At 39.6% G+C, this 16,442-nt stretch carries 12 protein-coding genes; all 12 read right to left on the bottom strand.

What is annotated here, in order from left to right:
• Window positions 1-77: 77 nt before the first annotated feature.
• Window positions 78-1,274: a serine hydrolase gene (locus FTV04_RS05140; protein WP_180088942.1), complete on the bottom strand. Its 1,197-nt coding sequence runs from the start codon at window positions 1,272-1,274 to the stop codon at window positions 78-80.
• On the bottom strand, window positions 1,264-2,475 hold the full coding sequence (locus FTV04_RS05135; RefSeq protein ID WP_180088940.1) for an O-antigen ligase: 1,212 nt from the start codon (window positions 2,473-2,475) through the stop codon (window positions 1,264-1,266). Before FTV04_RS05135 ends, FTV04_RS05140 begins: the two co-directional genes overlap by 11 nt.
• Window positions 2,475-3,812 carry a sulfatase-like hydrolase/transferase gene (locus tag FTV04_RS05130; protein ID WP_180088938.1) on the bottom strand — a complete coding sequence of 446 codons (1,338 nt, stop codon included), beginning with the start codon at window positions 3,810-3,812 and terminating at the stop codon, window positions 2,475-2,477. Before FTV04_RS05130 ends, FTV04_RS05135 begins: the two co-directional genes overlap by 1 nt.
• Before the next feature lie 51 nt (window positions 3,813-3,863).
• Window positions 3,864-4,355, bottom strand: coding sequence for a pilin (locus FTV04_RS05125; protein ID WP_180088936.1), 492 nt, complete (start codon window positions 4,353-4,355; stop codon window positions 3,864-3,866).
• A 204-nt stretch (window positions 4,356-4,559) separates the two neighbouring features.
• Window positions 4,560-5,120 (bottom strand): TPM domain-containing protein, encoded by a 561-nt coding sequence (locus FTV04_RS05120; protein ID WP_180088934.1) that lies wholly within the window; start codon window positions 5,118-5,120, stop codon window positions 4,560-4,562.
• The gene (locus FTV04_RS05115; RefSeq protein WP_180088931.1) at window positions 5,114-6,181 is read right to left on the bottom strand and encodes a YgcG family protein; all 1,068 of its coding nucleotides are present in this window, start codon (window positions 6,179-6,181) and stop codon (window positions 5,114-5,116) included. The genes FTV04_RS05120 and FTV04_RS05115 overlap by 7 nt, the downstream gene beginning before the upstream one ends.
• Window positions 6,182-6,210: 29 nt before the next feature.
• On the bottom strand, window positions 6,211-6,801 hold the full coding sequence (locus FTV04_RS05110; RefSeq protein ID WP_078189372.1) for a LemA family protein: 591 nt from the start codon (window positions 6,799-6,801) through the stop codon (window positions 6,211-6,213).
• 163 nt (window positions 6,802-6,964) lie between these two features.
• Entirely contained in the window at window positions 6,965-7,849 is an 885-nt protein-coding gene (locus FTV04_RS05105) for a metal-dependent hydrolase (protein ID WP_180088929.1), read from the bottom strand.
• Between the two features lie 240 nt (window positions 7,850-8,089).
• Entirely contained in the window at window positions 8,090-9,511 is a 1,422-nt protein-coding gene (locus FTV04_RS05100) for an FAD-dependent oxidoreductase (RefSeq protein ID WP_180088927.1), read from the bottom strand.
• A gap of 69 nt (window positions 9,512-9,580) precedes the next feature.
• Window positions 9,581-14,056: a glutamate synthase large subunit gene (gene gltB / locus FTV04_RS05095; RefSeq protein ID WP_180088973.1), complete on the bottom strand. Its 4,476-nt coding sequence runs from the start codon at window positions 14,054-14,056 to the stop codon at window positions 9,581-9,583.
• 445 nt (window positions 14,057-14,501) lie between these two features.
• On the bottom strand, window positions 14,502-15,341 hold the full coding sequence (locus FTV04_RS05090) for a hypothetical protein (protein WP_180088925.1): 840 nt from the start codon (window positions 15,339-15,341) through the stop codon (window positions 14,502-14,504).
• 7 nt (window positions 15,342-15,348) lie between these two features.
• A complete protein-coding gene (gene aroB, locus FTV04_RS05085) occupies window positions 15,349-16,431 on the bottom strand; it encodes a 3-dehydroquinate synthase (protein ID WP_180088923.1) in 1,083 nt (360 codons plus the stop codon).
• Window positions 16,432-16,442 lie beyond the last annotated feature (11 nt).

Here is a 16,442-nt window from a genome sequence, read left to right as displayed (position 1 = left end):
TTTATATATTTCAATAACATAAGACCAAAATAAATTATTTCACGTCAATAATTTACATTTTTTGTCACAAAGGTGAACTATTTATCTAAAATTTGATAAAACTTTTTTTCCAGCAAATTTTCATCAAATTTTTTATCTAAAAGTGAAGCTCCATTTCCAACCCACACTACCACCTCACCCGCCTCACTAATCGTAGTCAAAGAGGTTGCGGCGGGCAACCCGCCATTTCTAAAAAAAACCTTTTTAGATTTGCTGTCACGTTGATATACCCACATAGCAAAGCCATTACAAGATTTAAAAGTATTTATATTACAACTCTTTAAACTTTCATCACTAATATTCAATATATTATAGGGCTTCCTATTTAACATTGGCTTAATCAGCTGAGCTAACGCACTGGCGCTGCCAGTTAAGCCAGCAGATGAGGAAAGTTCATTAAAGTGAAAAGAATTATCATCTGACTCCATCCAAAAATCATTATTTCTAAAGTCGTATTTCACCTCATCGGCAAAATAATCTGAATCAATGAATTTAATATTATTTTGAATGAAATTATATTTCTGTGCCATATACTCACGGTAACTCATGGCTGATACACGCTCTATCACGGCACCTAATAGACAGCTATTACGGTTATCATATGCATAATATTCATTTGGATCTGAATCTAATTTTATTGCCAGCAATTTATTTAAATTTCTTGGACACCAAGGTGTTTCTCTTGTAGAGAACATGATGTCTTCACTTCTTAAGCGGTCAAACCCACTTCTTTGCTGCAGTAAATCACCAATCGTTATATTTTTTATACGCTCATCTTTAAAATTTTGATTCTGCAACTCATCAAATATACTCACAAAGGGGTCATTTAAATTAATTTTTTCTTGATTAAGCAAGTTAATAACAGCATCATTCGTTAAAATTTTCGTCATACTGGCATAGCGAAATCGTGTGTTCTCTGTCACTAATTTAGAAAACCCGGTTGTTCCGACCCATCCACTTTGACATGCAAATAATTGATTATAATCATTTATATATGCCAATTGATTAGATAGATTTTTCTGTTCCAAAATAATTTCACTTAATAAGCTGCGCATCCATTCTGGAGATTCATCTGAACATTGAATGGTCATTATTGATAAACGGGCCTGTACAGGGTAAATCAACCGCCAGAAACTATTTCGATCAATCAATATAAAATGTGCAGAAATACCTACTAATATTAAAGTAAATATAATAAATACAAATTCATAAAATTTCAGTTTTCTAATTTTCATAATTTAACTTTTTATATGCGAATGCTATAGCCACAAATAAACAAAATGTACTGATCGTAACAACGTAATATGCTCCACCATTAAACAATGATGCAACAAAAATATTTATAGTTACAGCTACGCATATAGCATAGATAGCATTAGTTTTCTCATAACGAAATTTTTTAAAAATTTTATATAAAAGCATACTCAAAAATATTAAACCCATAAGCCCAAACTCAACCAAAATTTGTAAAATTGAATTATGAGCTTGCGCTGTCAATCTATTGTCTCCTTGATAAAATCCTAATTCTTTTACAGACTCTGCTCCAAGCCCCCAAAGAGGATGATAACTAAACCATTCAAAAATTGTTTTATATAATTCGACCCTATTTGAAGAAATACTATTTAAACTATTACCCGCAGAACGGCTAAAAGCACTAAAAAAACCTACATTAAATTGTGTAGTTTGAAAAAATAAAGTTAACACCGCAGAAATTACACATATAAAAACTATATAAATTAAATTACTGACTCTTTTTCTTAACAAAAAAAATAAAAATAAAATTGAAGGGAAAATACCAATATAGGCAGCCCTAGATCCAGTCCAAAATACGCAAGTTAAAATAATTATACTAATTAAAAGCCAAAACAGTTTGGCTTTCTTTCCGATTGCAGTTAAAAAAAGAAAAAGCGCACAAAGAAAAGAAATAGATATATAATCAGCTAAATGCCTAATATTGCTAAAAAAAGGAATCCCATTTATCCAGTTATATTTCGCAGGAATCTCCTCAGAAAACCAGATATTCAGCAAAATTATTGTATGAAATAGACCGAGCGCAGCAATAACAGCAATAACACTTCTAATATTAACAATTCTATTAACAATAACAATATAAGATAAATATGAAAATAATAAACATGCCGCTATGGCATAATATCTTAGCCATACATCCGCATTATTTTTAAATTCAGTATAAAAACATGAGATAAAAAAACTAATCATCATAATCAAAATCGGATAAAGAACCTCCTTATTAATATTAGATATCATCTCTTTACGAAAGAAAAAAAACATCAATATAAATAAATACAGAAATCCATATGAAATATCCTTGTTATTTTGTATTCCAGCCCCTGTACTCCCCACTCCTATATATATAATTGTGAGATAAAAAAATATAATCGTTAAATATTTTTTTATATTTATCAACTCAAGCATTACTTAACCTTAAACTTCAAAATGGAAACCTGATTTTCAAAAAAAACTGTCTTATTTTCACCATATGTTGGCGCCTCATGATCTCCAACAACAATTACATCTACACCCTTCATTTCCGGTTTTACTATTAGCTCCCCCAAATAGTAAAAAAACTGTTTTTGCAATTTCAAATTACGGCAACTTGAAGAGTTATTTTCTATATTGTACTTAGCACAATTAAAATGATCTTTCTTTAGGTCATTTAAATCATAATTTACGTGCGTGTTTAAAGTTAACCAATAAAAGAAAACATTTTTCTCTCTAAATGCATTTGCAACAAACTGATTTAAATCTCTATCACAAAAACCTGGAAATGAATAACATCTTGAATTTAGATTGTTTACTGTATCTCTAAATATTAATGCATCAAACCCTGCTTTTGGGTACCAATATTTACGATCATACATAGCTCCAGTAGCCCCATGCATTGCATAGGTGTGGTAACCCTTTTTTTTATATATATTTGGTAAACAATTTTCAAAACCTTTTATTTGATTTTTTAAATTAAAATGTTTTAAATCTTTTTGACATAACTCTCTAATTTCAGCATTAATCGTAAATCCATTCACATTCATAGCGCTCAAGGCGTAATATTCGACTAAATTATTTTTTATTATATCGCTAACTATATCAATATTTATTGAACTATCTAATGCACGCCCCCATGATTCATTAACAATTAATAGTATTTTATTTCTTTTATCATCAACTTGAAACAGATCTTCTGATGCAGATTTTAATTTTATATCATTAAATGCATCACCTTCAATGCTAAATCCTTGTATAAAACCATCGCTTCGCAACTCATAAGCATTCAGCAATTGGGACTGAACTATATATTTTGAATCATTTTTCCACAATCTATTACTTTCAATATCAAAAAAATAATTTTGTATAACCAATAAAAATAATAATATATTAAATATTAAAAATATAAACACTTTTTTTATTTTCAAAGTAAGCATATTTAGTAATGCAAAATAAGTACATATAAAAAACAGAAAAAACACAGGAATTAAAAAATTAATCCAAGATGAAAGCAATGAAAACTTAACTAAATAGATTAAATCCCCGAAACGGATAAAAGGAAAAATTTGTGAGAATATATTAACAAAATCAAAAAAATTTAAAAAAATAAAAAAAACAATAGCCCATGTTTTACGTCCATAAATATAAAGAAGTACAGGAAAAAAGTAATCAATATTAATATAAATTCTATTTGTATTTAATATAAATGACAATATCCCCCAAAATAAATTTGGGCTGATTACAATTAAAATATTATAAACGTATTTCATAATTGAAACCAAAAAAAGAGGGTTTCCCCCTCTTTTTTCAATTCTTAAAAATTAAGAACCTGAACCAGCACAACCTGATGGACGATATTTCGGTTCAACTGTAGTTGAACATGTCCAAGCGCCTGTATCACCATCACGTGTCCAACTTAAATTACGTTTATTCTCTGCCTGTAATGCTTGTGCTGCGCTGCCACCGAAACGAGCTTCAATTTTACTATCTTCTACACCAGCTCCTAAAGTCACTTTTAAAGCCTCAGTCCCCTGTATAGCTACTGCTTCCCCTAACAAGTTACTGTTTGTCCAGCCAAGATCACACTGAGCTGCAGTAGCAGCTTGGCCAGCAGTAGGCAATGTTGTTTTTCCATCAAGTAAACAGCTTTCAATCGCTGTTTTTAAACTACTAGTTTCAGACATCACACGGCTAACTTGTGATTTAGCAATGTAGTTTTGGTACTGAGGAATCGCAATCGCAGCAAGAATACCGATAATTGCAACAACGATCATTAATTCGATAAGGGTGAAACCCTTTTGAACTGATTTCATAACATTCTCCACAAATGTTTTTTAATTTAATTATTTAATAAAGCTATGTAGCTTGTTTTATAAATAGCACAGAGCGTGCCAAGATTTATTATAGTGAAAATGACAGAAAAAACAGCACTTTAAAAAAATATTTTTATTTTTTGTAATCATTACGTCTCTTTTTGTGTTTAAAAGTGACGATTTGTGTCACTTTATCACCGTTTTTTAGCGCAAAATAATGGGCTCATTTGCAATTTCATTCGTTCTATCTACTGACTTCCCTGCATAAAAGTGATCCATCACTTCACCAATCTCTTTTACACCTGCCGTCAAAGCTGTTCGGTATTGTTTATTTTGCATGTTTTGGATAATTCGCGCGCAAATATCCTGCCACACTTGGGCATCAGTTGCCTGCCTCATTCCACGATCAATCACAATTTCCACCTGACGTTCACACAAGTTTAAATAAAGCAAAACACCACTATTAAATTCCGTATCCCACACACCCAGTTCAGCAAAGAGCTGTTCAGCACGTGCACGGGTATTTTGATAATAGGCTTGGTTTGACGGAATATGCCCTTCGATCACCACCTGTATTTCACCTACATGCCCATGTTCAGCTTCTGTCACCGCTTGCGCAATAGCCTGTTGATCTTGCTTATTAAAAAACCGGTTTGCTGCAGGCATATAAAAGAAGTGCTTCAACCAGCGTTTAAAACTTGGTTGTTGTATTTCCTGTGTTTTAGGACAGGTGACAATTTCTGTTGTTTCTGTTTTCGTTACCATGAACCTGATGCTCCCCCACCGCCAAAACCACCACCGCCTCCGCTATAGCCTCCACCACCAAAACCACCACCTCCACTACGGCCTCCACCGCCCCCACCACCAGCAAGAAACATTTGAAAAATGGTTTGAGCAATAGCCGTAATCAGTAAAAAGAAAATTGCTCCACCCATCAACAGACTGGTGAGTAGACCTGCACCATTGACCAAACCCGCAACGGTACCTGCAACAGCAGCAGTTGATGCACTTAAGCGCTTACCCACAATAAAGGATGCAAAAATACCAATCACCAAAATGATGAGAACCGTTGTAAACGTTTTCTCTTTGGCTTGTTGCTCGTGTAAGGCTTGTTCCTGACGTTCTTTCAGCTCTTGGGCCGCTAGAGCGGCAACTTCAGGGTCTTGATTTAAAATATGGGTTATTTCTGTTAAGCCAGCATCTATGCCTTGAGCATACTGAGCTTGCTTAAAATACGGCGTGATTTGATTACGGATAATTCGACTAACGATGATATCGGGCATGATTCCTTCTAACCCATAACCCGTTAATATTTGTATGCGACGATCATTCACAGCGATCGCCATCAATATCCCGTTGTCACGTTTTGCTGAACCGAGTTGCCATTTTTCTGCAACACGCATGGCATAATCAAAAATATCTTCTTGACCCGTGGTTGGTACAATCACGATACCAACTTGTGCCTTGCCTTGTTCGTGTAACTGTAGAATTTTCTGACTAATGGCTTGCTTTTCAGCAGCAGAAAGTAAATTTGCCTGATCAACCACAGGTTCATTTAGCGTCGGCAAGCCACGAATCGACTCGCCATCTGCCATATCATTGGCAATATTCGGCTGCTGAATTTTGATTTCAGGCTGTGTTGTTGTTTCTTTTTGCGTAGCTGACTGCTGATCTTTTAATATTTTACCGACAACAACAGTTTCAGTATCCATATCTGTAGCGGTGGCAGTTTCTGCATGTGTGAAACCCACCACACACAATAAGCATGCTAAAACCATGCGCTGCAACCACAACAAACCTGTATGTTTTAGCTCAAAATCCACCATCAGCCCACCTCACAATGCAGTGACGCCAATTAATTAAAATCAACTTTCGGTGCAGTTTGCGCACTTTGCTCTGCGCTAAAGTTAGGCTTGGTATCCATACCAATGACTTTAGCTGTCATCACTTGCGGGAACTGGCGTGCATAGCCGTTAAAGTCTTGTACCGTAGTAATGTAGCGATTACGTGCGACAGCGATCCGGTTTTCAGTGCCTTCAAGCTGTACCTGTAAATCACGGAATTGCTCATTGGCTTTTAAGTCTGGATAATTTTCCGAAACAGCAATTAAACGTGAAAGTGCGCTGGTCATCTGCGCTTGAGCTTCTTGATATTTTTGGAACAGTGCTGGATCTTCCAAAACTTCCTTATCCACTTTTAAGCCTGCAACATTGGCACGTGCTTGAGTCACTTCAGTCAGTACTTGTTCCTCATGTTTCGCGTAGCCTTTTACCACATTCACAAGGTTAGGTACCAAATCTGCACGGCGTTGATATTGGTTTTGCACTTCAGACCATGCTGCTGTAACGGCTTCGTCTTTAACTTGTAATGTGTTATAGCCACAACCACTGAGGGTCAATGTACTGACTAATGCGATTGCGAGCATGCTTTTTTTCATTGAATTCATAACCCTTAACCTCAAGTATTTATTTGTAATTGTTTAAATAAATTCATTCTAACCCTATTTTTCGAATGAATTATGTATTTTCTTTGTGATTAAATTCATCTACTCCTAAAATATTCAGCATTAAAAAAAGCCCACAACTTGGGCTTTTTTTTTACATTTTGAATTAACTATACAATTGCGGTGTAATTTCAGTCTGAAAACTTTCCATTTGATATTCATCAGCAAGGCGTTCTTTCCAATATTTCACGATCTGACTGTAATCAATTTCGCTCGGATGGAATTCTGCTTTGTAATATGACAAATATTCTGGCGTCAATTGAATAAACATTTTTGCCAATAAATACGCCCCGAATATATTTCCACCAACCTTCGGCAAACTTTTTTTCTTATCCTGCATAAATAGCTTCGTTGCAGAATAAAACGTAAGACTTGCAAAACCCGTGGTCACACTGCGCATAATCATGCGACGTATTTTGTCATCACCATAGACATGCTGGTATACATCGAATGCTACCGCACGATGCTCAATCTCTTCAATCGCATGCCACACCCAAAGTTTCACTGCATCATCATCTAAAGTACTGAGCACTTCAGGATGTCTTAAAATATAGCCACCAAGCAAAGCGGTAAAATGTTCAAATGCACAGGTAATTGCCAACTGTATTTTTGGATGTAAATTTTTTACATAGCTGTCTTTACGTGCCAGCCATGCTTGGAAACGATCTAAATTATAGCTTTCACTGCGCCAAGCATCGTTAAATTCAGCATAGGCTTTGGAATGCATCGCTTCTTGTCCAATGAATGCTGCGATCTCAGCTTGCAATTTTTCATCACTGACTTTATCGCGTACATTGCGCACGCTATGCACAAAGAATTGCTCACCAATGGGAAAGGTCGATGACAATGCCGTCAACAAATGCGACATCACCGGTGAGTTGGCAAAATAATGCCGGCGAATCGCTTTAGGATTGAATTGTGCTCGACGTACCGTTATGCCAATAGCTTTAGGACGATTTAGATATGTTTTTTGTGTCGTCACTTGCGTCATGGTCGCTTCCTAAGATTTAGATCATGATCGCAGTATGTAATTCCTAAGCTCTTTCACACATGGCAAAATGTGCTAGCACACTTGCATAATTCACCATTCTAAAGCGCTGTCTGACAACTTTTCAGCGTATATATCTGCAAAATCCATTTACGTGTTATTTGAGGTAAATTCCAAAAAATAAAAAACCCGCCGAAGCGGGTTTTTTGAATGAATCCAGTACAATCACTGGCATGTCATGACTTAAACATCTAAGTAGTCAAGAATACCTTCAGCAGCTTGGCGACCTTCCCAGATTGCGGTTACCACAAGGTCCGATCCACGTACCATATCACCGCCGGCAAAAATTTTCGGATTCGATGTTTGGAACTTAAATTCTTGCTGTTCAGCAGCAATGACGCGGCCTGAACCATCCATACCGATGTTTGATGTTGTAAACCAATCTGCAGGGCTGGTACGGAAACCGAAGGCAAGCAATACCGCGTCTGCTGGTAAAATTTCTTCTGAACCCGGAACTGGTTCAGGGCTACGACGACCGCGACTATCAGGTGCGCCAAGCTGTGTAGTCACAACTTTAACACCCGTCACTTTGCCATTTTCACCCACAATTTCAATCGGCTGACGATTAAATTGGAAATCCACACCTTCTTCGCGCGCATTTTTCACTTCACGACGTGAACCCGGCATGTTTTCTTCGTCACGACGGTAGGCACAAACAACCGATTCGGCACCTTGACGGATCGAGGTACGGTTACAGTCCATTGCAGTATCACCACCACCCAGAACAATCACTTTTTTGCCTTCCATGCTGATGTATTCAGATGGATCTTTTTCCCAACCTTGCGTACGGTTGACATTGGCAATCAAGAAATCCAGTGCATCATGCACACCAACAAGGTCTTCACCAGCGAAACCGCCCTTCATGTAGGTATAGGTTCCCATACCCATGAATACAGCGTCGTAATCAGCCAATAGCTGATCAATGGTCACATCTGTACCAATTTCAGTATTGAGACGGAATTCAACGCCCATGCCAGAGAAAATCTCACGGCGACGTTTCATCACATCTTTTTCCATTTTGAATTCTGGAATACCAAATGTCAGCAAACCACCAATTTCAGGACGTTTGTCGAATACAACTGGCTTCACACCATTACGTACAAGAATATCGGCACAGCCAAGACCAGCAGGGCCCGCACCAATAATCGCAACTTTTTTGTCTGTCCACTTAACGTGTGACATATCTGGGCGCCAGCCCAATGCAAAGGCTGTATCGTTAATGTATTTTTCAGCATTACCAATGGTGACTGCACCAAAGCCGTCATTTAGCGTACACGCGCCTTCACATAAACGGTCTTGCGGGCACACACGACCACAAACTTCAGGCAAGGTGTTGGTTTGATGACACAATTCTGCCGCTTGGAAAATGCGACCTTCTGCAATCAGTTTTAACCAGTTTGGAATGTAGTTATGTACTGGACATTTCCATTCACAATACGGGTTACCGCAACCTAAGCAGCGGTGTGTTTGGTTTTTTGCAACTTCAGCTGTAAACGGTTTATAGATTTCCACAAATTCTGCTTTGCGGACAACTAGATCTTTTTTCTCTGGATCTTGGCGTGCTACATCCAGGAACTGAAAGTCATTATTTAGGCGCTCTGCCATGTCTCTCTCCGTGGGTAGGTGTAAGCATGTTTGGACTTACACCTGCCTATCAAATCTGCAGTAGTGGAATTATTGTGGATCAGCTTGAGTTGTTTTCAACAAAGTCTGCAAATTAGCAGCTTTTGGTTTCACAAGCCAGAATTTACGGCTATAGAAGTCAAACTCGTTGCGGATCTTATACGCCCAAGCACTACCTGTTTCTTTAATATGTTCATCTAAGATACGGCACAAGAACTCTTTGTGTTCTTCCATCGATTCTGTAGAGATACGGTTCAATTCAATCAGTTCGTGGTTGTAATGGTCAACAAAGTCATTATCAAGGTCGAGCACATAAGCGAAACCGCCTGTCATACCCGCACCAAAGTTATGACCCACTTTACCCAATACAGTCACGATACCACCTGTCATGTATTCACAGCAGTGGTCACCTGCACCTTCAATCACAGCAAACGCACCTGAGTTACGTACTGCAAAACGCTCGCCTGCTGTACCTGCAGCAAACAATTTACCACCTGTTGCACCATATAAACAGGTGTTACCAATGATCGCCGTGTTTTGCGTTTGGAACGGTGAACCTTTCGGTGGGAAGATTGAGATACGACCGCCAGCCATACCTTTACCCACGTAGTCGTTCGCATCGCCTTCTAGGCTGATGTGTAAACCACCGGCGTTCCAAACACCCAATGACTGACCTGCAGTCCCTGTTAATTTAACTTTAACAGGATGCGCTTCCATACTGAGGTTGCCATAACGTTTTGCAATCTCACCCGAAATACGCGCGCCTATTGAGCGATCACAGTTACCAATTGTGAAGCTATATTCACCGCCTGTACCTGCTTCAATCGCTGGCAGCATTTCAGCTACCATTTTCTCAGCCAATAAGCCTTTATCAAATGGTGCATTACCTTGTACTTCACAGTACTGTGCTTTGCCTTCAGCCGCAGGATGCGATTGGAGTAATGCGCTCAAATCAAGGTGTGCATGTTTTTCAGTTTCACCTGGAAGCATTTCCAGTAAATCTGTACGGCCAATCAAGTCTTTCAAGCTTGCTACACCAAGCGCTGCCAGCCATTCACGCGTTTCTTCCGCAATAAAGTGGAAGAAGTTGATCAGCATTTCAGGCTCACCGATATAGTGTTCCTGACGTAAATGATCTTGTTGTGTTGCAACACCGGTCGCACAGTTGTTTAAGTGGCAAATACGTAGGTATTTACAACCCAATGCGATCATCGGTGTAGAACCGAAACCGAAACTTTCTGCCCCAAGAATCGCTGCTTTCACAACGTCTAGACCCGTTTTCAAGCCGCCATCAGTTTGTACACGGACCTTGCCACGCAGGTCATTCACACGAAGCGCCTGATGCGCCTCAGATAGACCAAGTTCCCATGGTGAACCTGCATGGTGAATTGAAGAAAGTGGAGAAGCCGCTGTACCACCGTCATAACCAGAAATGGTAATGAAGTCTGCGTATGCTTTTGCTACACCAGCCGCAATCGTACCAACACCCGGCTCAGAAACCAGCTTAACGGACACCATCGCCTGTGGGTTAACTTGTTTTAAATCGAAAATTAACTGTGATAAATCTTCGATTGAGTAGATGTCGTGATGCGGCGGTGGAGAAATTAAAGTCACACCTGGTACTGAGTAACGTAAACGTGCAATTAAGCCATTCACTTTACCGCCCGGCAACTGACCACCTTCACCTGGTTTTGCACCTTGCGCCACTTTAATTTGAAGGACTTCTGCAGAAGTTAGATATGCAGGGGTCACACCAAAACGGCCAGATGCAATTTGTTTGATTTTCGAGTTACGAATAGTGCCATAACGCGCTGGGTCTTCGCCGCCCTCACCCGAGTTCGAACGACCACCAATGGTATTCATAGCGATTGCAATGGCTTCGTGTGCTTCAGGCGATAATGCGCCTAAAGACATCCCAGCCGAGTCAAAACGTGGTAGAATTTCTTCCACGGATTCAACTTGATCAAGCGCAATTGAATTATCAGTTTTAAGTTTGAATAAGTCGCGAATCGTTGCGATTGGACGGTTATTCACTAGCTCTGCGTATTCTTTAAAGTCCGCATAATTACCAGAACGCACAGATTTATGCAGCGCATTGATCACGTCTGGGTTAAATGCGTGATATTCCTTACCGAATACAAATTTCAGCATACCGCCTTGATCGATTGGCTTACGTGATTTCCATGCCAAATCTGCCAATTTTTTCAAGTCATTTTCTAGATCAGAGAATGTTGCGCCTTTAATACGGCTCGGTACGCCAGTAAAGCATTTTGCAACCACTTCATCAGAAAGGCCGACCGCTTCAAACAACTGACCGCCACGGTAAGAGGCAACAGTAGAAATACCCATCTTAGAAAGTACTTTCAATAAGCCTTTCTCAATACCTTTACGGAAGTTAGCTTGCGCATGGATTGGGTCACCCAACAATTCGCCTTTCGCGATCAAGTCATTAATCACGTCATATGCAAGGTAAGGATAGATCGCTGTCGCACCGAAACCAAGAATCACCGCAAACTGGTGTGCATCACGTGCTAAACCAGTTTCGACAATGATGTTGGCATCTGTACGAAGACCCACATTGATTAAATAGTGGTGAACCGCGCCAGTTGCCATCAATGCATTTGCAGGTAAGAAACCTTGACGGATTTTCTTATCAGACAATACAAGCAATGTTTTTCCGTCGCGAATCGCTTGTGCAGATTCTTCACAAATACGCGCGATAGCAGCTTCTAAGCCTTCAGCTTCTGCATAGTTCAGGTCGATGTCTGCAATTTCGTAACCTTTACGACCAAGAGTACGAATTTGATGCATTTTCGAATTTGACAGTACTGGGCTTGAAATGATCAGACGATCTGCATGCTCTGGACCTTGTTCAAATACATTTTGTTCACGGCCAAGACATGTCTCTAATGACATTACGATCGATTCACGTAATGGATCGATTGGCGGATTCGTAACCTGAGCGAACTGCTGACGGAAATAGTCAGACACATGGCGCACCTGACAAGACAATACTGCCATTGGCGTATCGTCACCCATTGAGCCCACGGCTTCCTGACCACTTTCAGCGATTGGACGAAGCAATTGGTCACGTTCTTCAAATGTCACCATGAACATCTTTTGTGAAGCTTTCAGGTCATCACCTTTTAAGCCTTGATCACATAAATATTCTTCCAGCTCTGGACTGCCTTGTACACGTACTGAGTTTTCACGTAACCACTGACGGTACGGACGCATACGTTTGAGGTGATTACTCACATCTTGAGTATCGAGCATTTTGCCGGTAAAGGTATCGATCACCAAGATTTGACCCGGACCGACACGACCTTTAGACACAACGTCTTCAGGTTCATAACCCCAAACACCAATTTCTGATGCCAAGGTGATGTAACCATTTTTAGTAATTACCCAACGTGCTGGACGTAAACCATTACGGTCAAGCATACAAATCGCATGACGACCATCTTGAATTACCAGACCTGCTGGACCATCCCAAGCTTCCATATGTTTCGAGTTGAATTCATAGAATGCACGTAAGTCCGCATCTAAAGTTTCAACGTTTTGCCACGCTGGTGGAACCAACATACGTAGCGCACGGAACAAGTCCATACCGCCGCCGACAAGGATTTCCAACATATTATCTAAGCTTGAAGAATCCGAACCTGTACGGTTTACAATTGGGTTCAGCTCAGTTAAACCTGGCAATAATGGGTTTTCAAATTTTGGTGTACGCGCCATCGCCCAGTTACGGTTTGCGGTAATGGTGTTAATTTCACCATTGTGTGCTAAGTAACGGAACGGCTGAGCCAATGGCCAACGAGGCAAAGTATTAGTTGAGAAACGCTGATGGAATACAACAATGTGTGACTTTAAACGCTCATCAGCAAGATCGGTATAGAAGTCAGCAATGGCTGCTGGCATCATCAAACCTTTATAGCTGATCACAGTTGAGCATAAAGTGGTTACATAGAAGTATGGGTCAGCAGTCAGTTGTTGTTCTGCACGACGACGTGCCATCACCAACTTACGGTTGAATTCAACCTCTGAAACACCCATTGGGCAATTCACGATAATTTGTTCAAATGCAGGCAATGACTGCATCGCGATTGAACCCAACGCATCGTTATTGGTTGGCACAACACGCCAAGCGATGACTTTACAACCTTCGTCTTCGATTTCTTTGGTTAAAATTTGTTTTGCATGTGCGGCTAATGCAGGGTCTAGATTTAGAAATACCGTACCCACAGCAAAGATTTCACTCAATGTAATGTCACTGAGTTTTTTCGCTTCTTCACGGAAAAATTCTTTTGGCATAGCAAGGAGTAGACCACAGCCGTCACCGGTTTTACCATCTGCGGCAATACCACCACGGTGGGTCATACAACTTAAACTATGCATTGCGGTTGTGACGAGATCATGGCTTGCATCACCCTGCATATGGGCGATTAAACCGAAACCACAGTTATCTTTAAACTCATCCGGTTGGTATAAACCTTGAGCGGGAGCTACAGTATTAGGCGATGGCATGTGCATAGCGTACCCTTCTTTTCTTTACAGCTCTTTCGAGCACTTAACAAACTAATTTCTTGTTGCGATTCGTCTTAACTTACTCACATGAATTGTTCTGTCGAGCAAAATTATTTCTTATTCACACCCTTAAGATAAACCGAATTCATCTTAGATGCATGAATAAAAGTCAAATTTTCTGCTTTTGCAGTTCAGATCAGGGATAACGACTGGATTAATGACTTCGCACTTTTATCGAATCATTTTCGCGCCAAAACAGGGAGAAAAGTTCAATTTACGCACCAATTAAGCAATTTATATGCCAACTTGATGCATTTTCTCCTAAGATGGCTGATTACAAGCATTTTTTAGTTATAACAAATAATTCAAATTGTTCTTTTTTTATTTTATGCACTTTTTCTGTGCAGTTTAGACTTTTCCTAAGATGTCTTGCGCTATTTTAGAACTAATTAAATGGATCGGTTACTTCTTGTTCTACCGGTGCAGGTTTTGGACGTGGTGCATCTACACTACTTTGTGATTTTTGCACATCAATCACATTTCCTTCAGCATCACGACGAGTCACCGTAGTACTTGTCGTTGCATTAGTTGGTGTTGTTACCGTCGCTGCAGCCGCCGCTTTTCGTGCGGCAATTTGAGCTTCGTCAATTTTCGGTAAAGGCACAGATTTTAATTTAACAGCATATAACTTTTGACTCGACGACATTTCTTCCGTGCCCAAATCATTCACATATGCTTGATATTGTTTAAATTCCACAACCTTAGGTTTAATTGATGCAGGCAAAGCAATATTGAGGCTCGACATTGCAGTTTTCGCATCATTTTGCGAGGAATATGGTCCTGTTAAAATGACGTATTGCTCAGGATGGTCTTCACCAGAAAGACGTAGATAAATAAATTTGTGACGCTCAGGCTGCTTGCGTAAAAAGCTTTTTAAAATATCTTCTTCAGAAACCCTAAATAATTCAATACCATAAAGCTTGGCAGAATCATTAATAAATTTAGTGCCGCGGAATTCTGGTTCATGTTGAGCTGTAGCAACCACACGGGTCGTCATATCAAGCGGACGCACTTCGTCATTTAATGCACCAAGATGGGACATTGCTGCCACTTTCTCTGGCTGAATTTGTAAATCGACTTCGGTTTCCGCTTGTTTTTCAACTTCAACCAATTCTTTGGTATCTGTAATCGCCCAAAAAACCAATGCAGCGAACAGACACACAGCCCCACCCACCAACCATGTGTAGTGATGAACTTTTTGCCATTGAGACTGCCGCGCTGCCATGATGTACCTACTCTGCCTGATTTGCCAAAATTGCCTGTTTCATTAACTCAACATCAAACTCTTTGGTGATGATGGCCTGACCTAATGATTTCAGTAAAATAAGTCGTAATTGCCCATTCAATACTTTTTTATCGTGGGACATATACGCCAAAAATTCTTCTAGCGGAATTTTAGGGCAAACTATCGGTAATTGTGCACGTAAAATGATTTTTTTTGTACGTTCTAAATCTTCAGCAGTGATCCAGCCCATACGACGGGACAAATCTGCAGCCATCACCATACCAGTTGCAACGGCTTCACCATGTAGCCATTCACCATATCCTAAGTATGATTCAATCACATGACCAAAGGTATGACCCAAGTTTAATAGCGCACGTTCGCCTTGTTCTTTTTCATCATTGGCAACAATACGCGCTTTATGGGCACATGAACGATATACCGCTTCAGCCAACAAAGTTGCATCACCTGCAACTAAAGCATCCATGTGCTGTTCAAGCCAAGCTAAGAATTCAACATCACCTAACAATGCATATTTGATCACTTCAGCCAAACCTGCAGAAAGTTCACGCGCCGGCAAAGTTTTTAATTGCGCCATATCAGCAAGGACCACTTGGGGTTGCTGGAAAGCGCCAATCATGTTTTTACCCAGTGGATGGTTAATCCCGGTTTTTCCACCGACACTTGAATCCACTTGAGAAAGTAACGTCGTCGGCACTTGAATAAAATATACACCACGTTGATAGCATGCAGAAGCAAAACCGGTCATATCCCCAATGACACCACCACCTAATGCCAAAACCGTACAATCGCGGTTAAAGCCTGCTTCGAGCAAGGCATCAAAAATTAAATTCAAATGGTCTAAATTTTTATACTTTTCACCATCAGGCAAAATACATGTTGCAACAGCTTTCCCTAATGCCTCAATTGCATCCACATAATGTTTTAAATAGAGCGGAGCAACTGTGGTATTAGAGACAATCATCACTTGTTTACCCTGAATATAAGGCTCAAGTAAAGTTTGTGGATCGAGGTCACTCCCAATAAAAATAGGGTAGCGACGATCACCAAGTTCAACATGTAAGGTTTGCATGAATTTAACCT

It is taken from the genome of Acinetobacter sp. YH12219 (genome assembly GCF_013417875.1).
Lineage (GTDB): Bacteria > Pseudomonadota > Gammaproteobacteria > Pseudomonadales > Moraxellaceae > Acinetobacter > Acinetobacter amyesii.
Note: the sequence above shows the minus strand (reverse complement) of the source record. Positions and strands in the feature narration are given on the sequence as shown.